This is a genomic window from Loigolactobacillus bifermentans DSM 20003 (assembly GCF_001434575.1).
Taxonomy (GTDB): domain Bacteria; phylum Bacillota; class Bacilli; order Lactobacillales; family Lactobacillaceae; genus Loigolactobacillus; species Loigolactobacillus bifermentans.
In genome coordinates this window covers 1-1,454 of sequence record NZ_AZDA01000077.1, presented here as the reverse complement: position 1 = coordinate 1,454, position 1,454 = coordinate 1, and the positions used below count along the sequence as shown (strand labels likewise).

The 1,454-nt window shown below is 37.1% G+C and carries 1 protein-coding gene; it reads left to right on the top strand.

Annotation, left to right across the window (positions count from 1 at the left end; translation table 11 throughout):
- Window positions 1-251: 251 nt before the first annotated feature.
- Window positions 252-1,454, top strand: a 1,203-nt coding sequence (gene mobQ, locus FC07_RS08540) for a MobQ family relaxase (protein ID WP_162255871.1), incomplete at its 3' end; no start/stop codon positions are given.

The window sequence follows — 1,454 nt, the reverse complement described above, 5'->3', positions numbered from 1 at the left end:
TTAGAAATAATCACCGAAACTATATCATATAGGAAACGTTAAGTCAAAGTATAAAAGTTGAAATAGCGAAGCGGAAGGCATACACTAAAAGTAAATTCAGTAGAATCAGCAGACTGAGTGAAACTAGGTAAATGCGCACTTACACGTCATCAAAGATAACGTTGTGCTAAACCCATTAAAACCTGTATTATAAGTCGCCGATGGCGACAACAAAGTCAAACCCATAGAACCAAAGTGAGAAGGTGACTGATATGGCAATCTTTCATATGAGTTTTAGTAATATTAGTGCCGGTAAAGGACGAAGTGCCATTGCCAGTGCTGCTTATCGAAGCGGTGAAAAATTATTTGATGATAAAGAATGCCGCCACTATTTTTATACCCGATCGGTTATGCCAGAAAGCTTTATTTTAATACCCAAAAATGCACCAGCATGGGCCAGTAATCGAGAACAATTATGGAATGAAGTTGAAAAGAAAGATCGTAAATCAAACTCACGGTATGCAAAAGAGTTTAACGTGGCTTTACCAATTGAGTTAAGTGTAGATGAACAAAAAACATTATTAACTAAATACGTGCAAGAAAACTTTGTTGATCAAGGCATGGTAGCCGATGTAGCGATTCATCGTGATCACCAAGATAATCCACACGCACACGTGATGTTAACCAATCGCCCATTTAACCCCGATGGTACTTGGGGACAGAAAACAAAAACCGAATACATTTTAGATAGTCATGGTAATAAAACTAAGACCCCTGCAGGGAATGTGAGAAACCGAAAAATTTGGTTGGTTGATTGGGATAAAAAAGAAAAAATAACTGAATGGCGGCACAATTGGGCGGCAAGTGTAAATCAGGCTTTGGAGCAAAAAAACATTCCTGATCGGATCAGTGAAAAATCATTTGTGGAACAGGGAATAGCTGACACACCAATGCAACACGAGGGAATCAATAGCAAACGGCATGAAAGAAAGGCATTTAATCAACAAGTTAAGAACTATCGTAAGTCCAAAGATGGCTATAAAAATATGCAGGAGAAAGTAGTTAATCGAGGCCACTTGGATAGCCTAAGTAAACACTTCTCGTTTAACGAGAAAAAAGTGGTCAAAGAGTTAAGCCACGAACTGAAAACTTATATTAGTTTGGAAAGTTTAGATGATAAGCGGCGCATGCTATTTAATTGGAAAAACAGTATCTTAATTAAGCACGCTGTTGGTGAAGATGTCACTAAGCAATTATTGACGATTAACCAACAAGAAAGTTCACTAAAAAAAGCAGACGAACTCTTAAATAAAGTAGTTGATCGCACAACTAAAAAACTTTATCCAGAGCTTGATTTTGAACAGACAACTGCGGCTGAACGACGGGAATTGATTAAAGAAACTAATAGTGAACAAACGATTTTCAAAGGCAGTGAATTAAACGAACGTTTAATGAATATTCGTGATGATTTATTG